The organism is Mesorhizobium sp. M7A.F.Ca.ET.027.02.1.1, assembly GCF_004022985.1.
In the GTDB taxonomy this organism is placed as follows: domain Bacteria; phylum Pseudomonadota; class Alphaproteobacteria; order Rhizobiales; family Rhizobiaceae; genus Mesorhizobium.
In genome coordinates, this window is sequence record NZ_RZOL01000458.1 from 1 (window position 1) to 4,541 (window position 4,541).

4 protein-coding genes are annotated in these 4,541 nt (G+C 65.0%); all 4 read left to right on the plus strand.

Annotation, left to right across the window (positions count from 1 at the left end; all coding sequences use genetic code 11):
* Nucleotides 1-1,079: efflux RND transporter permease subunit (locus tag EN749_RS31150; RefSeq protein WP_189367814.1), on the plus strand; the 1,079-nt coding region annotated here is incomplete at its 5' end.
* An 11-nt stretch (nt 1,080-1,090) separates the two neighbouring features.
* Complete coding sequence (locus EN749_RS31155; protein WP_128364595.1) at nt 1,091-2,581, plus strand: efflux transporter outer membrane subunit; 1,491 nt, start codon at nt 1,091-1,093, stop codon at nt 2,579-2,581.
* A gap of 166 nt (nt 2,582-2,747) precedes the next feature.
* The gene (locus tag EN749_RS31160) at nt 2,748-3,830 is read left to right on the plus strand and encodes a histidine kinase dimerization/phosphoacceptor domain -containing protein (protein ID WP_128364596.1); all 1,083 of its coding nucleotides are present in this window, start codon (nt 2,748-2,750) and stop codon (nt 3,828-3,830) included.
* A 221-nt stretch (nt 3,831-4,051) separates the two neighbouring features.
* On the plus strand, nt 4,052-4,541 hold a 490-nt coding region (locus EN749_RS31165; RefSeq protein ID WP_145991071.1), incomplete at its 3' end, for an EamA family transporter.

Genomic DNA, 4,541 nt, shown 5'->3' on the forward strand with positions numbered 1-4,541 from the left:
ATGATGCGCTGATCCAAACGCGCAACCAGCTTCTGGCCCTGGCCGGGCAGAGCAAGCTGCTCACCGCCACAAGGCCCAACGGCCAGGAGGATCAGCCGCAATTCTCCGTCGACATCGACCAGGAAAAGGCCAGCGCGCTCGGCGTCAGCCTGGCCGACATCAACAACACGCTGTCCTCCGCTTGGGGCAGCGACTACGTCAACGATTTCATCGACCGCGGGCGGGTGAAGCCGGTCTACATGCAGTCGGACGCGAACTTCCGCATGCAGCCGGAAGACCTCGACAAATGGCAGGTGCGCAATGCCAGTGGCGCCATGGTGCCGTTCTCGGCCTTCGCCTCCAGTCACTGGACGTTCGGCTCGCCCCGGCTTGAACGCTATAATGGGTCGGCGGCAGTCGAGATCCAGGGTGCCGCGGCTCCGGGCGTGAGTTCGGGTGCGGCCATGGACGAGATCGACCGGCTGGTGGCGCAATTGCCGCCCGGCTATTCGCACGAATGGACCGGCCTGTCGCACCAGGAACGGCTTTCGGGCAACCAGGCGCTGTCGCTCTACGCGATTTCGGCGCTGGTCGTGTTCCTGTGCCTGGCCGCACTCTACGAGAGCTGGTCGATCCCGTTCGCGGTCATGCTGTCGGTGCCGATCGGCATCTTCGGCGCGCTGCTGGCGGCAAGCCTGTTCGGCCAGTCCAACGACGTCTATTTCAAGGTCGGCCTGCTAACCACGATCGGTCTCGCGGCCAAGAATGCCATCCTCATCGTTGAGTTCGCCATCGAGCGGCAGACCGCCGGGATGGGGCTCGTTGAGGCGACACTTGAGGCAGCACGACAGCGGCTGCGGCCGATCCTGATGACGTCGCTGGCCTTCATCCTCGGCGTGTTGCCGCTGGCGATTGCCAGCGGTGCGGGCTCGGGTGCGCAGAACTCCGTCGGCATCGGCGTGATGGGCGGGATGATCGCAGCGACGGTGATCGGTGTCTTCCTGGTGCCGCTGCTGTTCGTCACCGTGCGGCGCATCTTCAAGGGCAGGGCGGCCAAACCAGATACGGGCGAGACGCCGTTGACGGCCAACCAGCAATAGGAAAACTTCACATGACAGGTTTGGAACGTGGCTCGGTGGCCGCGAGGCGGCTTCTTGCGCCTATGATTACCGCTGTCCTGCTCGCGGGATGCGTCGTCGGTCCGGATTATCAGACGCCCATATTGGCGATGCCTGCAAGCTGGAGTGGCCAGAAGCCGACAAAGCCTGTCCAGCCGGGGCAACTGTCGAGATGGTGGCAGCGGCTGCGCGATCCCGAGCTGAACACGCTTGTCGAGGAAGCGGTTGCCGGCAATCTCGATGTCGCCACCGCCAAGGCAAAAATCCGCGAGGCGCGCGCCAGCTACCGCCAGAGTGCCGGCACGTTGCTGCCGTCGGTCGACGGCTCCGGCTCGGCCACCCGCAACAAGTCGGCCGAGACCACATCAGGTTCTGACGCCACCTACAGCGAGTATCAGGCCGGCTTTGACGCCAGCTGGGAACTCGACCTGTTCGGCGCCACCCGCAGGCGTGTTGAGGCCGCGCGCTACGGGCTGGACGCCTCGCAGGAGGAACTGCGCTCGACGCTTCTCACCCTGGTCGGCGATGTCGCTTCCTATTATACCCAGGCGCGCGGCTACCAGGCCCGCATCGCACTCGCCCGGCGCTCGGCCTCGTCGCAAAGGCAGACCGCCGAACTTACCCGCACCATGGCGCAGGCGGGCACGGCGACCGCCGCCGATGTCGCCAAGGCGATGGGGCAGGCCGCGAGCACCGAAGCCGCGGTGCCGACGCTGGAGGCAAGCTATGCCCAGGCCGTGCATCGTCTCGCGGTGCTGGCCGGCCGGCCGCCTGCCTCGCTCAGCGAGCGGCTGAAGCGGGTCGCCCCGATCCCTGCACCACGCCTGCCGATGCCCACCGGAATTCCCGCCGACCTCTTGCTTTCGCGGCCCGATTTGCGCATAGCGGAGCGCCAATATGCGCAATACACCGCCAGGATCGGCCAGGCAGAGGCCGCCCGCTATCCCTCGGTCAGCCTGACGGGAGACATCAGCACGGCGGCGCTGAAGCTTGGCGATGTCGGCAAGAACTCGTCGATCGGCTGGTCGTTCGGGCCGACGCTCAGCGTGCCGGTGTTCAATGCCGGTCAATTGCAGGCGGCCGTCGAGGTCGCCAAGGCACAGCGCGATCAATATTTCATCGCATACCGGTCTTCGGTGCTGACGGCGCTCGAGGATGTCGAGAACGCGCTGGTGCTGTTGTCGCAGGAGCGCATCCGGATCGCCAAGCTCGCCTCTTCGGCGAAATCCTATGGCGATGCGGCGCGGCTCGAAGGCACGCTCTACAAGGCCGGCGAGACAAGCCTGCTCGATGTGCTCGACGCCCAGCGCTCGCTCTACTCGGCCGAGGACTCGCTGCTGCAAAGCCGCGTCCTGCTGGCGACCAACTACATCGCCCTCAACAAGGCGCTCGGTGGCGGCTGGGATGGCACGGTGGACAGTGCCAAGCCTGAGATCGTCGACGTCAAGACCGCGCCAAGGCTGGCGTCGAAGCCGGCCTCGTGAGCGGTTCCCAGGGCTCGGTCAAGTATTCCGAGGCGGCTACGCAGATTTCGAGATTGTGCGAACACACCGCTCGTGACGGCGCGTGAAGTGCCGCCTTGAGCTTTGGCGATGGCGGGGTGATCGCATCGCTGTTATTGATGGTGACCACACAGCACAGGCGCCGCAGATGACATCCGATACACAGAAGGCCGAAGCGGTCGGGCAGTTGCTCGAAACGCCGGACCTTGCCAGCGCGCTGGAAAGCGAACAGTTCAAGAAGTTCCTCGACCAGGTACCGATCGCCATTGCCGTCTCGGACCTGGTTTCGAAGGAGCGTGTCGTCTATGCCAATCCGGAATTCGAGAAACTGTCCGGCCTCATGGCGGCGACGCTCGCCCGGCAACACTGGGCGGCGCTTTCCGGCACCGGCCTGCACAAGCAGAAGGACCGGCCGCTGTTCGAGGCCGTGGTCGAGGACACCGATTTCATCGGCACGTTCCGGCTGGAGCGGACAGAAGGCCAATCTGTGATCGTCGACGTCTATTCCAACGTCATCGAGGACGACAATGGCAAGGTCTGCTTCCGGCTGGTGGCGCTGGTCGACGTCTCGGCCCATGGCGAAACCGAAGATGCGCGATCGATCGATGAGCGCATCCGCGAGAAGGACACGCTGCTGCGCGAATTGCAGCACCGGGTGAAGAACAATCTGCAGATGATCACCGCACTGATCCGGATGGAGACGCGCAACGCGGCCGAACCGGATCAGAAGCGTTTCGAGAGGCTGGCAGGTCGCGTCGATGCGCTGGCAATCCTCTACCAGACGCTGTCGGGGGACGATGAAAAGGATGAGGTCGATCTTGGTGTCTATCTCAGCCAGATCGCGTCGGCGGTGATGAACTCGCATGCGGTCGAGGGCATCCGCCTCGACATGAAGGTCGACACCTATCCGGTGTCGATCAATGTCGCCATGCCGACCGGGCTGGTGGTGAACGAACTTTTGACCAATGCGCTCAAGCATGCCTTCCAAGGGCGAGACGGCGGCACGATCACGCTGCACAGCATCGTCGACGGTGATGGCTGCCGCATCGTGATCGCCGATGACGGCATCGGCCTGCCGGACGGCGAGACCTGGCCCAAGAGCGGCAAGCTCGGCGCGCTGATCGCCCGCTCGCTGACCGAGAATGCCAAGGCGCAGTTCGACGTGAAGTCGAGCGCCGGCGAGGGCACTCAGGTGATCATCGTGTTCAAGCGCTCGGCTGCCACCGCCTGAAGCGTATCGTTGTCGTCGCGCTCTCGCATCTACAGGATCATCTCCAGCTATTCCTTGTGCACTGCGGCAATGAACGCTTCGCGGGCTGGGAGGCTCATGGCGTGCCAACAGTCCGTGCCCCAGCAGCCAGTCCGCCGCTGCCTCACGACAGGTTGGCCGGTTCGCCCTATCTCCATGCCGCCGGTCGGGTTTGGACCCGGCGGCATGGAGGATGGGATCACGTGACATCGACGCCGATTGCCAGTCGCGAAGCGGCGCCCTTGCCGGTCGCGGCACTGATGGGCGCCATGGTGTCGATCCAGATCGGCGCCACCTTCGCCAAGGGCCTGTTCCCGCAGATCGGCGCGCAAGGGACGACGACGCTGCGGCTGGTCATCGGTGCGCTGATGCTGATCGCGGTGCTGCGGCCCTGGCAGATGCGGCCCTCGCGTGCCACTCTGCCGTGGCTGGTCGCCTATGGGGTGACGCTTTGCGCGCTCAACCTCCTGTTCTACGCAGCGCTCGCCAGGATTCCGCTCGGCATCGCGGTGGCGCTGGAGTTTACCGGCCCGCTTCTGGTGGCGACCTTGAGCTCGCGGCGCGCCAGCGACTTTGCCTGGATCGCGCTGGCAGTGGCCGGCATCCTGCTGTTGTCGCCCTTCGTTCATTCCCTCGCGCCGCTTGATCCGATAGGGGTGATGCTGGCGCTGGCTGCCGGTGGCTTCTGGGCGC